We start from the raw sequence: 16,896 nt of genomic DNA on the forward strand, positions 1-16,896 counted from the left end.
CCAATGATCACCGCTGTAGACGTCATCCGCACCAAGCGCGACGGCGGCGAGCTCTCGACCGCCCAGATCGACTGGGTCATCGACGCCTACACCAAGGGCGTCGTCGCCGACGAGCAGATGTCCGCGCTCGCCATGGCGATCTTCCTCAACGGGGCGCGGCCGCGCGAGATCGCCGACTGGACGGCCGCGATGATCCGCTCGGGCATCACCCTCGACCTCTCGGCCGTGGGCAAGCCGTGCGTGGACAAGCACTCCACGGGCGGCGTGGGCGACAAGATCACCCTGCCCCTGGCGCCGCTCGTCGCGGTCTTCGACGTCGCCGTCCCGCAGCTCTCCGGCCGCGGCCTCGGCCACACCGGCGGCACGCTCGACAAGCTCGAGTCCATCCCCGGCTTCCAGGTCGACATGACCGAAGCGCAGGTCATCGAGCAGCTCAAGGACATCGGCGCGGTCATCTGCGCTGCCACGGGCGACCTCGCCCCGGCCGACAAGAAGCTGTACGCCCTCCGCGACATCACCTCTACTGTGGAGGCGATCCCGCTGATCGCCTCGTCGATCATGTGCAAGAAGATCGCCGAGGGCGCCGACGCGATCGTCCTCGACGTCAAGGTCGGCTCGGGCGCCTTCATGAAGGACTTCGCGCAGGCCCGCGAGCTCGCCGAGACCATGGTCCGCCTCGGCGGGGACCACGGCGTCGACACCCGCGCCCTCCTCACCGACATGTCGATCCCCTTGGGCCGCACCGCGGGCAACGCCCTCGAGGTGCGCGAGTCGGTCGAGGTCCTGGCGGGCGGCGGCCCCGAGGACGTCGTCGAGCTCACGGTCGCCCTCGCCAAGGAGATGCTGGCGGCCGCCGGCAAGCCCGACGCCGACCCGGCCGCGGCGCTCAATGACGGCCGCGCGATGGACGCCTGGCGCAAGATGATCACCGCCCAGGGCGGCGAGGTCGACGCCCCGCTCCCGGTCGCCCGCGAGTTCGAGGAGATCAAGGCCGACGCCGACGGCTTCATCGCCGAGATGGACGCCTACGCGGTCGGCGTCGCCGCCTGGCGCCTCGGCGCGGGCCGCGAGCGCCAGGGCCAGCCGGTCCAGTTCGGGGCGGGCATCGAGATCCTCAAGACCGTCGGCGAGCCGGTCAAGGCCGGCGAGACGGTCTTCCGCCTCCACACCGACACGCCCGAGCGCTTCGCCGCCGCCAAGGAGACCCTCGCGGGCGAGTGGACGATCGGCGCCGAGCCTTCGAAGCGCGGCCCGATCATCCTCGACCGCGTCACCGCCTGACGATTGCAAGGCCGACCCTGCTCCAGCAGGGTCGGCCTTTTGCATGCAATGAATAACAATACAGATTAATTGGACAATTGCTGTACCTGCCTCGAATGTCCATCGTTGTTCACTGTGGAAGGTGCTTCCACGGATGAAAGGACAAAGAATGAACGTTTCGCGTTTCGTCGCCTCCGCTGTGGCTGGTGCCGCTGCCGCCGTCGCCATCGCCGCCCCCGCGCTTGCCGCCGCGCCGGTTGATGCCGAGCAGGCGCTCGGCTCGGTCACGCAGGACGCGGGCGCGATCCTGAACGCCACCACCTCGCAGGCCGGCCTCGAGTTCGGCCTCGACACCGAGGGCAACGGCATGGACGACGGCGAAGGCTCGAACTCGGCGGACGACTTCGGCAGCGCTTACGGCGACGCGGTCTTCCACGACAAGCAGTCGGCTCTGATCGCCTCTTACGGCGCCCCGCTCGTGCACGTCGACGCCCGCTGCGTCGACGCCATGGGCGGCATCGGCGGCTACGGCAACGGCGTGCTCGGCAACTCGGCCAAGTGCAACCTGGACGACGTCACCCAGGTCGACGACTCCAACGGCCTGCTCGGCTAAGCAGTCGCGACGGGCACCAGCGCAGGGGCCCGATGCAACAAGAGCGGGGGTCGGACCCGATCGGGTGCGACCCCCCCATCGCGTGTCCGCGGTGGCCCACCGGCGGCCGGACCCGGCGACTCGGGCCGGGCACTTTCCGCTACGCTCCCGACCTCCGGCGCTGCAGTGCCTCTGCGACCGCGAGCAGTGCCCTGGTCCGATGCTCGCCCGGCTCCATCGCGAGGGCCAGCCGCTCAGCCCGAGCCGGCGCCGACTCGCAGAGCTCGCCGACCAGCACCGCTATGGTCTGCAGGCGCTCCCACTGATCGCTGATCTTGAACGCGAACTGCTCGGCCCGCCTGGGATCGGCGGGAGCCATCGCAATCGCAGCACTGCGAAGGTAAAAGTCACGGCTCCTCGAAGACTCGCGCGATTCCGATGCGATCCGCTCCGCCTGCGTGGGCGCGATAGCCGCCCAAGCGACCATGATCTCGAGCCGAGTCTTGCCGATGAGCATGTTGCCGCCGGCCGCTTCCGCTGGCACTAGCCGCTCTGCTGCAGCGAGCAGCTGGGAAACCCGAAAGGATACCAGCCCGCTCTTGATGTAGGAGTTGGCGATATTGCAGATCACCGATCCCTTGAGGGGGCCGTCGTCCATCAGGTCGGCACTGCGCTCGGCCAGTGAGAGCAGGTACTCGGCCTGGTCCGGTCGATGAGGGGAGAGCGCTCGACTCGCACTGCACAACGCGGTGGCCCTGTCGAAGGCGCATTTGGCATCAGTCGGGATCTTCCGGGCGAGGACAGCTGCCCGATCGGGGTCGGCTGCCGCGATCCTGCTGACGAGCGAGTGCAGCGTGTGGGCGCGTTCGGCCGTGTCGCTGAGGCCGAGCGCGATCTCGGAGGCTTGGTCCGGCTCGCTCAACATCAGGTTTCTGGCCGCGAGAGCGATGATTGCCTGCTTGTCCCGCGAATCCGCCATCGACGCCACGAGTCCGACCGCGAGGGCGGGGTCGACTTCGGCGATCCCTGAGTAGACATCGAATACCCGGCGCTCGTCGTGGGAGGTGAACTCGACGGCGAGGGGTTCGATCCGGTCCGGGAATGATCTCGTGAAGACGTTGGCGACCCGCCTGATCGCACCGGCTTGACGATAACTTGTCTCGGGAATCGCCCTGACCAGTCGAAGCGCGTGGTCGGGGTCGATCGCGGCGAAGGCTTCAGCGAGGGAGGCGATCTTGTCGGCCTGCTCGGTCTCATCGAGGATCGAGAGCACCAGGCGCTCGGCCGCGGTCGCTATGGACCGCGCCGCGACCGCATCCACGGTCGCGGCCTTTCTCGCCAGACTGATGAGTCCCGCTCGTGCCCGGTCTTCGTCCGGATCGAGCCGCAGCAGACGACCTGCAGCCGCTGGGGCGGTGGCGACCAGGTGGTCCGGTGTGACACGGAGCTGCCAATACTCGTCTTCAGGGACTTGATCGACTGCCCGCTCCACCGCGGTGACCAGGTGTCCGGCGATCGCGGGCGCGGGTCCGGGCGAAGCGCGAAGCAGTTCGTGCAATGCGCTGTACAGCGCGGTCCAGTCTTCTGCGGTGTGGCAGCGTCGCTCAGCGATCTCGAGAAGTCGGTGACCGGTCGGTGGGTCGAAACCAAGCATGGCGCCCGCGCCTCGGACGATTACAGGAATGGCCACCTGCGTGAGGGATCGCTCTTGCAGGAAGCGCCCTTCAAGGACAAAGAAGTCGAGGGCGGACCCGGGATCGAACGTCGCGAGTCGCAGCGCCACCTCGGTATGGAAGGTCGGCTCCGACGCGGGGACCCGATCCTGCTTGAGGAACGCGTGGAGTTCGGCAACCGCGTCAGTCCATACTCGCGGGTCCCACTCCATCAGGTCCCGCGCCACGCGAGCGAGCGCGGCATCGGCTTCTCCGGGCTCCCGCCCGCATGCGTAGGAGTGGATCTCTAGAAGCCGCAGCGCCAGCAGCACTTCGCGTTCCCCATAGTGCGAGGTGCTGTGGTTGATCGCGGTTTGCAAGCTCCGAAGCGCCAGCTCAGGTTCGCTTTCAGGAAGAGCTGAGGCGATGGCCAGGTGCGCGCCGGTGTGCTCCGGGGAGCCTTCGGTGAACTCACTCGCGAAGTCGAACGCGCGGTGCGGGTCGCGCTTCGCGAGCCCGGCGGCCGTTGCTTCGACGAATGCCTGCTTCTCGCCGCCGTCAGCGAGGCGTTTGAAGACTGCCCGGGACCACCGTGCATCGAGACCGACCGATACGTCGATTACCTCGCGCAGCCGGTCGACGCTCGCCTGCTCGCCTCCGGCGGAGAGCGAGGAGGCGGCCGCTTCGTTGAGCAGGCTCCAGAGGTGGCTGCGGGGCTCGGGAAGCGTCAGCCATGAGGGTTCGTCCTCTTCGCCGTCCGCGCCAGGGGATTCGGGTAGTTCCCCTGCCATGGGATGCTGCTCGGTCGGATCGGATTCGGGCCTCCGATCCGGCTGTTGAGGCGTGGAGAGCTCGAGAGCTGACGACGGAGGGCCATGGGAGTACCTGCGGGCGAGGGGGATCGCTCCTTCACCGTCGAAGAAGAACTGGGGGCGGGAGTTGCCCGCGGAACTGAGTTCGGTCTCCAGGTAGTCGTAGAGGACTTGGGCGGTCAGCCGGCCTTCGGCCCGGGCGTATCGCAGGCCGGTGACCAGGGCGCTGGTGAATGGGCTGGTGCCGCCGGGGCCGATGGTGTCCAGGGCGAGTTCGGTCGCGCTGGCGCTGGTGATGACGCACCGGCCCTTGCCGGTGGCCTTGACCTTCAGCTCGCCGCCGCGGAAGGCGCCGCTGTGGCAGCAGTCGAGGACGGTGACCGCCGAGGAGGCGGGAGACTCCTTGACGAGCGCTTCTATGTCCTCTTTGTACTTCAATGCCGTGACCGGCAGCGAGCCGACCCGCGTATCGCTCGCGCACAGGTGCAGGCGCCCTTGAAGATCGAGTTTGCCGTGGCCGCTGTAGTAGAGGAGCAGGACATCGTCTCGCGCCGCCTCTTCGATGAAGAAGCGGTACAGCTCCTCGCGGAGGCTCTGCACGTTCCGGTCGATGAGGGGTTCGATGTCCTCGGGGGCGAACAAGCCGGACTGGGGATCGGCGAGGGCCTCGCAGAGGGCGTCCACGTCGGCGCGCGGCCCGTGCAGTTTCGGGAGGCCTTGGGGGTCGCGGCGGAAGACGGCGTTGCCGATGAGGAGGGCGCGGTACCGGCGGTCGGTCATCAGCGGCCCTCGATCATCCGGCCGATCGATTCGCTGAGCGCGGTGAGGGACTGCTGGTCGAGGTTTTCACCGGTGAGGGTGATGCGGCGCTCCCTGCCGTCCTCGTCGGTCCAGGTGGCGGTGATGGAGCGGGTCTTGTCGCGGCCGACCCAGGCGCGCAGGATCTCGACGGCGGCTACCAGGGCACCCGAGGTGCCGAGTGCCAGGATGACGTCGACGAACCCGCCCTTGGTGCCGGGGGCGGGCTCGGATCGCATTGCGACAGCGCCGGTCTCGCGCTGCAGGTCGGTGCGGAGGGCGGCGACCTGGTTGCGCCAATCGGGATGGTCGGGGTCGTACTTGGCGGTCTGCGTGGAGATCGCGACTTCGACGGTCGAGGACATGGCCACCTCTCAGGCGAGTGTCGCTCAATGATATTTGCCGACCGCCCCACGTGGCGGCCCGCAAGCGGCCCCGGCGACAGCGGGTGAAGATTTGTTTCACTGGAGGACTTCTCAACGAAAGATTTCTCCGATATGGTTCCGTTACACGACAGATGTCGCGTCGATCACCCCTCGGTGCGAAGCTCCTGGAAGGGACCCAATCGATGACCTCCCAACCGTCCGCAACACCCGACACCCACTCCCGGCGCTGGCTCCTGCGCCGCGCCGTCATGGCCGCCGGAGGCATCGGCGCCGCCACCGTTCCCGCCGTGTTCATGGCAGGGACCGCCGAGGCTGCCGCCACGGTCGACATGGAACTCGTGCTCGTCGCGGCCATGGTCGACCCGCCGAAGTCCGGCACCGGGACCACGCTCACCGCGGGACCGCACGTCAAGGTCGTCGAGCAGGCCCTCGACGCCAAGAACTTCCTCGCGGCGAGCTCAGTCGACGGCCACTACGGCACCACGACCGTCAGCGCCTACGCCGCGTGGCAGAAGTCGCTGGGGTACAGCGGACTCGACGCCAACGGCATCCCCGGCCCGACCTCGCTCACCCGTCTCGGGTCCGAGACCGGCCTGTACACCGTGACCCGGCAGATCAGCGTCGGATCGAGCACCGACTCGTACGGCGGCCGCCGCGTCAACACCCGCACCAAGAACATGCTCGCCGCCGCGGACGCGAAGCTCTCGTGGAGCATCGTGCTTTCGCAGGGGTCCTACACGACCGGGAACCCGGACTCGGCCGGGACGCACGACGGCGGCGGCGTCGTCGACATCAGCGTCAGCTCGATGTCGACCACGCAGCGCTGGCAGACGGTGAAGGCGCTGCGCGATGTGGGGTTCGCGGCGTGGCTGCGGACGCCTGAGCAGGGGTTCACGTACCACATCCACGCGAATGCGGTGGGCGACACGGACATGTCGAGCCCGGCGCAGCGGCAGGTGCACGACTACTTCTACGGCAAGAACGGCCTCGCGAGCCACGCGGCGGACAACACGCCGGCCGCGTATAAGGGGTCGTTCACGTGGTGGGAGCAGTACAAGCGGAGCCTGTAGACGGCGGCCGCTGATCGCCGATTGAGCCGAGCCGACCGGTCCCAGCCCCCGTGGGCCGGTCGGCTCCTTGCCGCGCGCGGCGGTTGATGGCGTGGATCACCGCAAATCGGCGGAATGGGGGCGGGGTCGTCGCTCGTTGTGACGGGTTATGAGCATCATCGGACTTATCGGCAGCGGCCACATCGGCGGCACCATTGCGCGCCTGGCAGTGGGCGCGGGTCACGAAGTCGTCCTCAGCAACCGGCGCGGGCCCGATTCGCTCGCCGACCTCGTCGCGGAGCTCGGGCCGAAGGCCCGGGCGGCGACGCCGGCCGAGGCGGCCGCTGCAGGGGACCTCGTCGTGGTCACCGTCCCGCTCCACGCGTACAAGAGCGTCCCGGTCGAGGAGCTGCGGGGCAAGGTCGTCATCGACACGAACAACTACTACCCGCAGCGCGACGACACGATCGCCGAGCTCGAGGACGAGTCCACGACCACCAGCGAACTCCTGCAGGCCCACCTCCCGGAGTCGTTCGTCGTCAAGGGATTCAACAACATCTACTTCAAGCACATCGCCGAGCTCGCCCGCCCCCGCGGCGACGGCGGGCGCTCCGTCCTCGCCATCGCCGGCGACAGTGAGGCCGCGAAGCTGGCGGTCACCGACTTCCTCGACTCGATCGGTTGGGACGCTTACGATGTCGGTCCGCTCGCCGAGGGTTGGCGCTTCCAGCGCGACACCCCGGCATACGGCCTCCCGTACCTCTCCGAGAAGCCGCAGAACGGCAGCCTCGACGTGCCCGGCCGCCAGGCCACCGCTGACGACTTCGAGCCGCTGCTCAAGGCCGCCAAGCGATACCGCGACATGTAGCCGGACCGCGCGAGAGCAGGGCCGACGCCTCCTGGCGTCGGCCCTGCCGTGCGCCAGGTGCCGTCAGCGCGACGACAGGTCCGCGACAGGTCGGGACGCGAACATGCTCTGCATGAACACGCAGACCCCGGCCGCGAAGACCGCCGCCCACCCGCACCGCCGCCCGATCCGATTCGTCGAGAAGCTCCTCGCCGACAAGCACTCCATCCCGTTCTCGATCGCCCTCCACCTCGTGCCCGGCGCGCTGATCGTCGCCGTGTACGCCTTCGTCGCCGCGCCGCTGGTGCGCCAGACCCCGTTCCCGCCGTTCCTGTCCTGGGCGATCGCGCTCGCCGTCGTCCTGTTCCCCATGCACTTCGGGATGCTGTGGCTCGGCAAGTACCGCACCGGCAAGTACTCGCTGCGGGGCGCCCTGGGCTACATGGACCGGCCGGTGTCGCGCGGCAAGGTCACCGGCATGATCATCTTCTGTCTCGTGTGGATGTTCGTGGTCTCGCTGGCGCTCATCCCGTACGTGGACACGCCGATCTACAACGCGCTCTTCACCTGGGTGCAGTACGAGGGCGCGGACCCGTCAGGGGTGGGCTACCTCGACGGCTACTCGCAGCGGATGCTGCTGATCACGCTGCTCATCTGCGGGCCCTTCACCGGGTTCACCCTGCCGCTGATCGAGGAGTACTACTTCCGCGGCCTGCTGCTGCCCCGCCTGCCGCAGCTGGGGAACTGGGCGCCGATCTTCAACATGTTCCTGTTCTCGGTCTACCACTTCTGGGCGCCGTGGACGGTCGTCTCCAAGATGATCTTCCTCTTCCCCGGCATCTGGCTGGCCTACAAGAAGCAGGACATCCGCATCTCGATCGGCATGCACCCCGGTGCCGCCGCCCTCTCCACCGTCCTCGGTGTCATCGCCATCTCCCTCGGCTACACCTCCCTGTAGGACCCGCACGGCAAAAGGGCGCCGTCCGCGAGGACGGCGCCTTATTCGTCTCTAGTGGACTGACGTGCTCAGCCCTTGAGGGCCTGGGTCTGGTTCTGGAGGTTCTCCAGCGAGTCCTTGGCGGCCTGCAGCATTCCTTGGACCTGCTCGAGGCCCTCCTTGATCGCCTGGGCCTGGCCGACCTTGTCCTCGACGCCGAGGACCTGGAACTGCCCGATCAGCTCTTCGCCCGTCGCCTTGGCCGCTTCGATGGCGGCGCGGGCCTGTTCGACACCTTCGCCGCCCGCCGCGATCGCGCTTGAGAACTCGTCGATATTCGCCATAGCCGAGGCCTTCCTGGTTTCCTGACTGCGCTTCCCGAACCGCGCTCCGCGCGACACGACCGCAGCTCACCTTACCGGAACCGGCGGTCCGCCACATCCCGCAGCATTGCGGCGACGCCGCACTGGCCATGCCTCGCAACAGGTGCCAAGTCATCCGACAGCACGGCCCCGACCCTCGAGCGTAAGCGGTGCACGCCGAGGACGAGCGCACGACCCAAGCTATCGGCAACCACACCCGCAAAAGTTATCCACAAGCACCTGACCTGCGACTACCCCGAGTTATCCACAGGCAGGAAAGTTCTTGTTGCCTTGCAGTCACCATGCGTGAAGTATTGAGTAGCAAAAACACCTCAAACGGATCAGCTTGAATCGGGTTCTCGTAGGAGGCGGCAAGTGGGACGATCGGAGCCGCCAGCAAAGGCCGCGGGCGGGTGCACCCGCCCGCCCGCGGCGCCTACGAGAACCGCTGGGTCCGTGCCTGACTGAGGCAGTCGGGCGCGGACCCGGAATCCCCGCGCGGGGGACGCGGGTGGGCCTGTCGCGACAGGCCCACCCGCGAAATACTCGGCAGCGCAACGCAAGGGCCGCAACCTCGCGGGGCGCGGTACGGGCTCCAATAACGCCGCTGCCCGCGGTGTGGCCCTGGCAAGACGCTGCTCGCGGTACGGGCCGCAATAACGCGCTGCTGGCGGCCCTCGAATCGCTTTCGGCTGCGGCGGTGAGCAGTTCGTCGATGAGATGCCGGGCGTATCGGGGGCACTCGTTTCCGGGCTCCCAAGTGCAGGCGATGGTCATCGCGGCGACTCTCCCGGTGGCGAGCACGCCCAAGGCGGCCTCCCGCAGCTGCTCGATGCTCGGGCCGGGCGAGAACGGGTAGCGAAGGCCGGGAAGGGAGTCGGCGTCGATGACGTCCAGGTCGAGGTGCAGGTAGATCGGGCCTTCGGGGGTGCTTGTCGCGGCTTCGACGGGGATGCGGCTGACGGGGCTGTCGGCCAGATATTCGCGTTCGGGTCCGTCGAGGTCGCGGGCGTCGACCAGGGTGATGCGGTGGGGCGGGACGGGGGTGAGTCCGGTGGTCTCGGCGACCGTGGGGTCGCCGTCGCCGATGAGCATGCGCAGGACCATGCCGCCGGGGTAGGCGGAGGCGCTGCTCTCGGGTGTGTGGAGGTCGCCGTGGGCGTCGAACCACATGATCGAGGGTTCGATGCCCTGGCGCTGGAGGCCGCTGACGACGCCGAGGGCCACGGTGCAGTCGCCGGTCACGACGACGGGGTGCGGGGCGGTGGCGACGGCGTCGCCGACGAGGTCGTAGAGGCCCGCTACGCGGGACCAGAATGTCTCCCCATGCAGCTCTTTGGAGACGACGCGGTCGGCGGTGACGGGGAACTCGCTGTCGGGCAGACGTTCGTCGAGGTGGTACGGCACCAGGAGCACGGTCATCGAGAGCCTCCGAATCGGGTCGCGGGGTTCAGCGTGGTCTGGCCCATTATTGCCGGAAAACCGGTGGATCGGTCAAGACCGTTGTGATGCCGCCGTGGCGGACGCCACCGGTTCCCGGGCTGGGCGGGTTCGGTCGGCGGCGCTGGTCAGCAGTGCCAGGAGCCCGAGGGCGCCGATGACGGCGACGCCGGCGATGACGGCGCGCATGCCCGCGAGCGAGTATCCGGCCAGACCCCACGCGAGGGTCGCGAGGGAGGGGGCCATGCCGATGGCGCTGTGGCGGAAGAGGCTGATCGCGCCCGAGGCGGTCGAGGCGAGGTGCGGGGGGATCGCGGCGAGGGTCATCGCGGTCTGGGAGCTCGCGTAGAGGCCGACGCCGACGCCCACCAGGGCGATGCGCCAGAGCAGGTCGATGATCGTCCATTCGGGAGAGAGGAACGCGATCGCCGCCGCGCCGCCGGTCATCGCGGCCATGCCGAGGGCCGCCGTGGGGCGGGTGCCCCAGGCGTCGGCGAGCCAGCCGGCGGCGAGGCTGGTCGCGGCCATGGTGGCGGCGAGGACCATGCCGGGCAGGCCGATCACGGACTCGGCGACGCGCAGCTCGCCGGAGAGGAAGAACGGGATCATGAGCATGATGACGAGCTGCACCGACATCTGCGCCGCGAGTGAGAGCAGTGCGCCCCTGGCTCGGGGGACGTTGAAGATGCCGCGCACGTCGCGGCCGGGCGCGGTTCGCAGCCACGCTACGACTGGCGGCACCGCGATCGGCAGGAGCAGCAGCCAGATCGGGCCGAGCTCCACCGTGAGGGTGAGTGCGGTGAGCGTCGCGGCGGCGGCCGTGAGCAGGTACGCGGCTTGGACGAGCGTGGCCCGGTCGGGCGCGCGGAGCGGTTCGGTGCGGGGGCGGCGCAGCACGATCGCGAGGATCGCGGCGGCGACGGGGAGGTTGAGGAGGAAGGCGGCGCGCCAACCGAACTCGTCGGCGAGCAGTCCGGCGAGGACCGGCCCGGCGATGCCGCCGACCGGGCCGATCGCGAAGACCAGGCCCATCGCGCGTCCGCGCAGCGCCGGCGCGACCGCTTCGGCGGCGACGAGCGGGAGCAGCACATACGTGACGGCCGCGAAGCAGCCCTGGAGGAAGCGGGCCGCGATGAGCCAGCCGATGCCGTGTGCGAGCGCGACGAGCACGCCGACCCCGGCGAACCCGCCGACCGAGAGCAGCAGGGCGGGCCGGCGGCCGACCTGGGCGAGCCAGGTCCCGGCCGGGACGACGGCGGCGATCGCGGGGAGGGTGAAGCCGAGGACCGCCCATTGGGCGGCGGCGGGCGAGATCGCGAAGTCTTCGGTGATCGCGGGGATGACGGTGGCGACGGTGAAGACGTCGATGTTGATCATGAAGAGGATCAGCCCGGCGGCTACGACCATCGACCAGTGGTTGGATCCGTTTGGTTGGGCTGCAACGGGAGACGGTGGCGGAGGTGCTGGTGTCATCGACATGGCTCCTTCCGGAACTTCACGGGGTGTGAAGCTAGTAAACTACACGCCATGGGAAGTTGCAATGGCGTGAAACCGGCGTCACCATGAGCCCCGCCGAACCGCAGAACGCGCGCGGCCGCCGCACCCGCGCCGCGCTGCTGCGCGCCATCTCGGAGATCGTCGAGTCCCAGGGCTTCGGCGCCCTCACCATGAACGCCGTCGCCGACAAGGCCGGCGTCTCCCGCCGCGCCGTCTACCTGCACTTCCGGTCCCGCGCCGAGCTGATCCCGGCCCTGCACTTCTACGTGGTCGAAGAACTCGGCCTCACCGAATCCATTGCGCGCGTGTGGGAGCACGACACCCCGGAGGCCGTGCTCGACGAATGGGCCGCGCACCTCGTCCGCGTCAACCTGCGCGCCATCGGCGTCGACCGCGCCGTGCGCTACACGCGGCACACCGACCCCGACGTCGAGGCGTACCGCAGGGGCGTCGCCGAGCGGCAGCGCCGCTACTGCCGCATGGTGATCGAACGGGTCGAGGACGCCGGGAGGCTGGCTCCGCAATGGACCGTGGAGGACGCGGTCGACATGCTGTGGTCGCTCATCTCGACCGACATGCTGGAGGCGCTGGCCGACGAGTGCGGTTGGGAGACGGTCAAATTGGCGCAGCGGTTGGGGTTGCTGCTGCGGCGGACGTTCCTGGCCGATTGAGGGGCACGGCGAAGGGGCCGGAGCATCGGCTCCGGCCCCTTCGCTCCTCGTCCCTGAAGCGTTAGCCCAGGAAAGCGGTGTTCAGCAGCAGGTTCGGGCTGCCGTTGGGGTCGGCGACGGCGTCCGGGACGGCGCCTTCGGTGAGGGCGGTCGCGACCTCGTCGGGGGTCGCGCCCGGGTTGGCCTCGAGGAAGAGCGCGGCGACGCCCGCGACGTGCGGCGTGGCCATCGAGGTGCCGGAGATGGTGTTCTCGGCGTCGGTGCCGTCGATCCAGGCGGAGGTGATGCCCACGCCGGGGGCGAGGAGGTCGACGCATTCGCCGTAGTTGGTGAAGGAGGCCGCGGCGTCGTCTTCATCGGTGGCGCCCACAGTGATCGCGCTCGCCTCGGAGCCGGGGGAGACGTTGCAGGCGTCCTGGCCCTCGTTGCCGGCGGCGATCGCGAAGGTCACGCCGGACTCGACGGCGGCGGCGATGGCGTCGTTGAGCGCCTGGCTGAAGGACCCGCCGAGGCTCATGTTGGCGACGGCGGACTCGCCGGCGTTGGCGGCGACCCAGTCGATGCCGCCGATGATGGCGGCGTAGGAGCCGGAGCCTTGGCAGTCGAGGACGCGGACGGGGCGGATCGTGGCGTCCTTGGCGACGCCGTAGGTCGTGCCCGCGATGGTGCCGGCGACGTGGGTGCCGTGTCCGTGGCAGTCGGCCGGGTCGGCGTCGTCGTCGATGAAGTCGTAGCCTTCGCCGATGCGGCCCTCGAACTCCTGGTGCTCGAGGTTGACGCCGGTGTCGAGGACGAACGCCTCGACGCCCGTGCCGGACTGCGTGTACTCGTACTGCTGGTCGAGCGGGAGGGCATCCTGGTCGACGCGGTCGAGGCCCCATGAGGGCGGGTCGGCCTGGACTTCGGAGGCGTGGGCCATCTGGTTCTGCTCGACGTAGGCGACGGCGTCGTCGGCGGCGAGTTCGACGGCTTCGGCTTCGCTCATCTCGGCGACGTAGCCGTCGACGAGGCCGAGGGTGTCTTCGACGTCGACGCTGACGCCGAGGTCGTCGGCGAGGGCGTTGAGGCCGCCGGTGGCGTCCGCCGCCTTATCGTCGAGGACGACGATGTACTCGCCGGCGATGGCGTCGGGGGAGTCGGCGCCGATGATGAGGTCACTGGCGTCCGGTGCCGGGGACTCTGCTGCGTTGGCGAAGGCCGAGGCCGCGACGAGCGAGCCTCCGGCCGCGGCCGCCGCGATGCCGATCGCGGTGGCGGTTCGGATGCGCCGTTTCGTTCCTGCCATAGGAACTCCTTCGGTTGTGCGGGGCGTCCGCCTGCTTGGGGGCGGCCGTCCCCGGGGGGAGGGTGGTGTGGACCGGCGGGCGCGGACCGGGCGGGGGCCCGGTCCGCTTCACCCGTCCGGGCCCAGCGGCTCTGCGACGGGCCGTCAGGCCCTGGCAGTGAGCCTAAGGGCTAGAACAAACTGTGTAAACCCCCCGAATCACATCAAGAGATCAGTGAATGAGCAAATCCAGCGTTTGGTCTAAAAGGGATAAACAGAACGAGGCCTTGCGCTCACTGAGCGCAAGGCCTCGCGGGTGCTGCGGTTTACAGGGTGTACAGCAGCCGGTTCGGGCTGCCGGTGCCCGCGCCGGTCACCAGGCCGGTGGTGGCGTTGCCGGTCACCCAGCTCGCGACCGCGGAGGTCGACGCGCCCGGGTTGGCCTGCAGGTAGAGCGCGACGGCGCCCGCGACGTGCGGGGTGGCCATCGAGGTGCCCGAGATGGTGTTGGTCGACGTGTTGCTGGTGCGCCACGCCGAGGTGATGCTCGAGCCCGGCGCGAACACGTCGAGGCAGGAGCCGTAGTTGGAGTAGCTGGCGCGCGCGTCGCTGGAGGTCGTCGCGCCCACGGTGATCGCCGACGGCGTGGAGGCCGGGGAGACGTTGCAGGCGTTCTGGTTCTCGTTGCCCGCCGCCACGGCGAAGGTGACGCCGGAGGAGACCGCGGCCGCCACGGCGTTGTTGATCGCCGAGGAGTAGCCGCCGCCGAGGCTCATGTTCGCCACGGCCGGCTTGATCGCGTTGGCCGCGACCCAGTTGATGCCGTTGACGACGCCCGCGGTGGTCCCCGAGCCGGAGTTGTTCAGCACGCGCACGCCGTGGAGCGTGACGCCCTTGGCCACGCCGTAGACGGTGCCGCCGATGGTGCCGGCGACGTGGGTGCCGTGGCCGTTGCCGTCCTGCGGCGTCGAGTCGTTGGAGACGAAGTCGTAGCCGTTGCCCACGCGCCCGGTGAACTCGGTGTGCGTCGAGTTGAGGCCGGTGTCGATGATGTAGGCGTGCACGCCCGCGCCGGTGTAGTTGTATGTGTAGGTGCCCGAGAGCGGGCGGTTGCGCTGGTCGATGCGGTCGAGGCCCCAGGTCGCGTTCGACTGGGTGGCGCTGAGGGAGACGACGGCGTTCTGCTCGACGAACGCGACGCCGTCCTCCGCGGCGAGCTCCTTGGCCTCGGCTTCGCTGGCCTCCATGAGGAAGCCGTCGATCTGGTCGAAGGTCTCGACGACCTCCTCGCCCTCGATGCTCTTGACGGCGGTCGAGACCGAGGTGCCGTCCTCGAGGACGACGATGTACTCGCCCGCGATGGCGCCGGCGGCGTCTTCGCCGACGATGGCGCCGACCGCCGGTTTCGCCTCGGCGGCGGTGGCGGTGAACGCGAGTGCGGTGAAGGCGGCGACGCCGATGACGGCCGCCGCGGATCGCTGCTTGTGCTGCATGGACATGGGGTCCCTTCGGGTGGTCCGGGCCGGTCCAGGGCCCGGACGGGATGCGGAGGTGTGGAAATCGAAAACGGACGGGGATCGGATCGGCTCGCGCCGACGTCTACTAGGGGGTGCGGGTCCGCGGTGCGGGACCTGGCGCGGCGCTCGCGGCGGGCGACGGCTCCAGGTCGCTGCCGGTGCGCCGCGGTCGACGGGGAGGGCCCGCCCGCGGTCGCCCGCTATTCAGTTGTGCGGGGGAGTCACAGCTCGAGGGTCCAGGAGTTCAGCGTCCCCGAGTCCCCGGAGTACGCGTCCACGATGCGCAGGGTCCAAGTGCCCGTGGCGGTCTCGCTGGAGAGGTTGACCGGGTAGGTGGCGACGACGTTGTCCGCCGAGTCGCCGCTCGAGGAGGTCTTGAGCGTGTAGCTCGTGCCGTCGGGGGCGATCAGGTAGATCGCGAGGTCCCCGCGCCAGGTGTGGGTGATGTTGACGGCCACGCTGCTGTTGCTGCGGGCGTTGCCGTCGCAGGTGAGCGCCAGGGTCGAGTTGACGGTGGCCCGGTCGGGGAGCGCGGTGGCGGTCGACTTGGTGGCCTTGCAGTCGCTCGGGTCGGGGTCGGTGCCGCCGCCGGTCCCGGTGTAGAGCAGCAGGTTCGGGCTGCCCTGGACGTCGGCGACCTTGCCGGTGGAGGCGTTGCCGGTCACCCAGCCCGCGACGGCGTCAGTGGTTGCGGACGGGTTGAGGCCCAGATAGACCGCGGCGGCGCCGGCCACGTGCGGGGAGGCCATCGAGGTACCGGAGATGGTGTTGGTGGCGCTGTTGGAGGTGTGCCACGCGGAGGTGATGCCCACGCCCGGCGCGAACACGTCCACACAGGACCCGAAGTTGGAGAAGTAGGCCCGGGTGTCGGTGTTGTCGCTGGCGGCCACGGTGATTGCCGCCGGGGCCGAGGCCGGGGAGACGTTGCACGCGTCCTGGTCCTCGTTGCCCGCCGCGACCGCGAAGGTCACGCCGGAGTTGACCGCCGAGGTGACGGCGTTGTTGAGGGCCGAGGAGTAGCCGCCGCCGAGGCTCATGTTCGCCACGGCCGGCTTGATCGCGTTCGTGGCCACCCAGTTGATGCCGTTGACGACGCCCGCGGTGGTGCCCGAGCCGGCGTTGTCGAGGACGCGGACGCCGTGCAGCGTCACGTTCTTCGCGACGCCGTACGTGGTGCCGCCGACGGTGCCCGCGACGTGGGTGCCGTGCCCGTTGCCGTCCTGCGGGGTCGAGTCGTTCTGGATGAAGTCGTAGCCGTTGCCCACGCGCCCGGTGAACTCCGAGTGGGCCGCGTTGATGCCGGTGTCCACGATGTACGCGTGCACGCCCGAACCGGTGCCGAGGTATTCGTAGCTGTTGCTCAGCGGCAGGTTCACCTGGTCGATGCGGTCGAGGCCCCACGTGGCCGGGGACTGCACGGCGTCGATGGAGACGACCGCGTTCTGCTCGACGAACGCCACGCCGTCGGCGGCGGCGAGCTCCTTCGCCTCGGATTCACTGGCCTCCATGAGGAACGCGTCGACCTGGTCGAAGGTCTCGACGACCTCCTCGCCCTCGATGCTCTTCACGGCGGTGGAGACGGACGTGCCGTCCTCGAGGACGACGATGTACTCGCCGTCGATGGCGGCCGGGGCGTCGGCGCCGAAGATCGTGCCGACCGGTTCGGCCTGCGCGGCGAGGCCGCCGACGGCGACCGAGCCGAGCGCCGCGGCGCCCGCCAGGGACGCGACCGCGATGCGGCGCAGGGTCCTGCTTCGAACAAGGGTGTGCGAGACGGTCATAGGGGGGTACTCCCTCTCGGTTCAGACGGGT

14 protein-coding genes are annotated in these 16,896 nt (G+C 69.4%); 6 read left to right on the forward strand and 8 right to left on the reverse strand.

Going from position 1 to position 16,896, the window contains the following annotated elements:
* Nucleotides 1-3: 3 nt before the first annotated feature.
* Both J5V16_RS20390 and J5V16_RS20395 read left to right on the forward strand, forming a co-directional pair.
* Nucleotides 4-1,281, forward strand: coding sequence for a thymidine phosphorylase (locus J5V16_RS20390; RefSeq protein ID WP_208498821.1), 1,278 nt, complete (start codon nt 4-6; stop codon nt 1,279-1,281).
* Between the two features lie 148 nt (nt 1,282-1,429).
* Nucleotides 1,430-1,873, forward strand: coding sequence for a hypothetical protein (locus J5V16_RS20395; protein ID WP_208498822.1), 444 nt, complete (start codon nt 1,430-1,432; stop codon nt 1,871-1,873).
* Between the two features lie 139 nt (nt 1,874-2,012).
* Here the strand turns inward: J5V16_RS20395 and J5V16_RS20400 are convergent, their stop codons facing one another.
* Together J5V16_RS20400 and J5V16_RS20405 are read right to left on the reverse strand one after the other, a co-directional pair.
* A complete protein-coding gene (locus tag J5V16_RS20400; RefSeq protein ID WP_208498823.1) occupies nt 2,013-5,096 on the reverse strand; it encodes a caspase, EACC1-associated type in 3,084 nt (1,027 codons plus the stop codon).
* Nucleotides 5,096-5,479, reverse strand: coding sequence for an effector-associated constant component EACC1 (locus tag J5V16_RS20405; RefSeq protein WP_208498824.1), 384 nt, complete (start codon nt 5,477-5,479; stop codon nt 5,096-5,098). The genes J5V16_RS20400 and J5V16_RS20405 overlap by 1 nt, the downstream gene beginning before the upstream one ends.
* A 203-nt stretch (nt 5,480-5,682) precedes the next feature.
* On the opposite strand from J5V16_RS20405, the gene J5V16_RS20410 reads away from it, so the two are divergent.
* The 3 genes from J5V16_RS20410 to J5V16_RS20420 all read left to right on the forward strand — a co-directional run bounded on the left by J5V16_RS20410 (nt 5,683) and on the right by J5V16_RS20420 (nt 8,354).
* The gene (locus J5V16_RS20410) at nt 5,683-6,570 is read left to right on the forward strand and encodes a peptidoglycan-binding protein (protein WP_208498825.1); all 888 of its coding nucleotides are present in this window, start codon (nt 5,683-5,685) and stop codon (nt 6,568-6,570) included.
* 148 nt (nt 6,571-6,718) lie between these two features.
* Nucleotides 6,719-7,417: an NADPH-dependent F420 reductase gene (locus J5V16_RS20415; RefSeq protein WP_208498826.1), complete on the forward strand. Its 699-nt coding sequence runs from the start codon at nt 6,719-6,721 to the stop codon at nt 7,415-7,417.
* Between the two features lie 112 nt (nt 7,418-7,529).
* On the forward strand, nt 7,530-8,354 hold the full coding sequence (locus tag J5V16_RS20420; RefSeq protein ID WP_208498827.1) for a CPBP family intramembrane glutamic endopeptidase: 825 nt from the start codon (nt 7,530-7,532) through the stop codon (nt 8,352-8,354).
* Between the two features lie 68 nt (nt 8,355-8,422).
* On the opposite strand, the gene J5V16_RS20425 is transcribed toward J5V16_RS20420, so the two are convergent.
* From J5V16_RS20425 to J5V16_RS20435, 3 genes are all read right to left on the reverse strand, one after another.
* Entirely contained in the window at nt 8,423-8,677 is a 255-nt protein-coding gene (locus J5V16_RS20425; protein ID WP_208498828.1) for a hypothetical protein, read from the reverse strand.
* Nucleotides 8,678-8,992: 315 nt separating this feature from the next.
* Entirely contained in the window at nt 8,993-10,117 is a 1,125-nt protein-coding gene (locus J5V16_RS20430; protein WP_208498829.1) for an arginase family protein, read from the reverse strand.
* 72 nt (nt 10,118-10,189) lie between these two features.
* Nucleotides 10,190-11,542 carry an MFS transporter gene (locus J5V16_RS20435; protein WP_208498830.1) on the reverse strand — a complete coding sequence of 451 codons (1,353 nt, stop codon included), beginning with the start codon at nt 11,540-11,542 and terminating at the stop codon, nt 10,190-10,192.
* A 128-nt stretch (nt 11,543-11,670) separates the two neighbouring features.
* Here J5V16_RS20435 and J5V16_RS20440 point away from each other — a divergent pair, with 128 nt between their 5' ends.
* Nucleotides 11,671-12,303: a TetR/AcrR family transcriptional regulator gene (locus J5V16_RS20440; RefSeq protein ID WP_208498831.1), complete on the forward strand. Its 633-nt coding sequence runs from the start codon at nt 11,671-11,673 to the stop codon at nt 12,301-12,303.
* A 61-nt stretch (nt 12,304-12,364) separates the two neighbouring features.
* Here the strand turns inward: J5V16_RS20440 and J5V16_RS20445 are convergent, their stop codons facing one another.
* The 3 genes from J5V16_RS20445 to J5V16_RS20455 all read right to left on the reverse strand — a co-directional run bounded on the left by J5V16_RS20445 (nt 12,365) and on the right by J5V16_RS20455 (nt 16,865).
* Nucleotides 12,365-13,588 (reverse strand): S8 family peptidase, encoded by a 1,224-nt coding sequence (locus tag J5V16_RS20445; RefSeq protein WP_208498832.1) that lies wholly within the window; start codon nt 13,586-13,588, stop codon nt 12,365-12,367.
* Nucleotides 13,589-13,893: 305 nt separating this feature from the next.
* Nucleotides 13,894-15,066, reverse strand: coding sequence for a S8 family peptidase (locus J5V16_RS20450; protein ID WP_208498833.1), 1,173 nt, complete (start codon nt 15,064-15,066; stop codon nt 13,894-13,896).
* A 239-nt stretch (nt 15,067-15,305) separates the two neighbouring features.
* On the reverse strand, nt 15,306-16,865 hold the full coding sequence (locus tag J5V16_RS20455; RefSeq protein WP_243901494.1) for a S8 family serine peptidase: 1,560 nt from the start codon (nt 16,863-16,865) through the stop codon (nt 15,306-15,308).
* Between the last annotated feature and the right edge of the window lie 31 nt (nt 16,866-16,896).

Origin of the sequence: Glycomyces niveus, from assembly GCF_017592475.1 — a bacterium.
GTDB lineage: Bacteria > Actinomycetota > Actinomycetes > Mycobacteriales > Micromonosporaceae > Glycomyces > Glycomyces niveus.

Bases quoted from the DNA above. Each gene is read 5' to 3' on its own strand.
- J5V16_RS20390 (WP_208498821.1), top strand. From the start codon at position 4: ATGATCACCGCTGTAGACGTCATCCGCACCAAGCGCGACGGCGGCGAG.
- J5V16_RS20395 (WP_208498822.1), top strand. From the start codon at position 1,430: ATGAACGTTTCGCGTTTCGTCGCCTCCGCTGTGGCTGGTGCCGCTGCC.
- J5V16_RS20400 (WP_208498823.1), bottom strand. From the start codon at position 5,096: ATGACCGACCGCCGGTACCGCGCCCTCCTCATCGGCAACGCCGTCTTC.
- J5V16_RS20405 (WP_208498824.1), bottom strand. From the start codon at position 5,479: ATGTCCTCGACCGTCGAAGTCGCGATCTCCACGCAGACCGCCAAGTAC.
- J5V16_RS20410 (WP_208498825.1), top strand. From the start codon at position 5,683: ATGACCTCCCAACCGTCCGCAACACCCGACACCCACTCCCGGCGCTGG.
- J5V16_RS20415 (WP_208498826.1), top strand. From the start codon at position 6,719: ATGAGCATCATCGGACTTATCGGCAGCGGCCACATCGGCGGCACCATT.
- J5V16_RS20420 (WP_208498827.1), top strand. From the start codon at position 7,530: ATGAACACGCAGACCCCGGCCGCGAAGACCGCCGCCCACCCGCACCGC.
- J5V16_RS20425 (WP_208498828.1), bottom strand. From the start codon at position 8,677: ATGGCGAATATCGACGAGTTCTCAAGCGCGATCGCGGCGGGCGGCGAA.
- J5V16_RS20430 (WP_208498829.1), bottom strand. From the start codon at position 10,117: ATGACCGTGCTCCTGGTGCCGTACCACCTCGACGAACGTCTGCCCGAC.
- J5V16_RS20435 (WP_208498830.1), bottom strand. From the start codon at position 11,542: ATGGTCGTAGCCGCCGGGCTGATCCTCTTCATGATCAACATCGACGTC.
- J5V16_RS20445 (WP_208498832.1), bottom strand. From the start codon at position 13,588: ATGGCAGGAACGAAACGGCGCATCCGAACCGCCACCGCGATCGGCATC.
- J5V16_RS20450 (WP_208498833.1), bottom strand. From the start codon at position 15,066: ATGTCCATGCAGCACAAGCAGCGATCCGCGGCGGCCGTCATCGGCGTC.
- J5V16_RS20455 (WP_243901494.1), bottom strand. From the start codon at position 16,865: ATGACCGTCTCGCACACCCTTGTTCGAAGCAGGACCCTGCGCCGCATC.